The organism is Monashia sp. HAY1-2A, assembly GCF_056755315.1.
This window is the reverse complement of record NZ_JBNDHY010000334.1, coordinates 1-398: the sequence shown is the minus strand read 5'-3', so window position 1 is coordinate 398 and position 398 is coordinate 1. Positions and strand designations below refer to the sequence as shown.

The window sequence follows — 398 nt, the reverse complement described above, 5'->3', positions numbered from 1 at the left end:
GCTCGGAGATGTGTATAAGAGACAGATCCGTCTTTCCGAAATTGAAAACGACGGGGGATATGCTGGAAATGCCAGCCTGAACTTCAACCTTGGAGATTTTGCTACGGTAAATACAAGTGAATCCTACACATCTGTAGGATTCGGAAATATTGATTCTAAACCGGCAGAAAGAAACCAATCCACACAATCTGCTTTCAGTATCAATACTGCTGTGAATGTTGATAAATTCTTACCTGAAAAAACAGGGGTGAAAATCCCGTTGAACTATTCATATTCGCAGACCATAGAAGATCCGAAATACAATCCGCTGGATACCGATGTTGAATTTAAAAAAGCTGCTAACAGAGAGGAACTCAAAAAAGTAGCACGAACATACACCCAACAGAGAAGCATTGGTG

General features: G+C 40.7%; 1 protein-coding gene. It reads left to right on the top strand.

Annotated features, from left to right (window positions below; all coding sequences use genetic code 11):
* Positions 1-10: 10 nt before the first annotated feature.
* Positions 11-398: hypothetical protein (locus ACPYOM_RS22175; RefSeq protein ID WP_481347615.1), on the top strand; the 388-nt coding region annotated here is incomplete at its 3' end.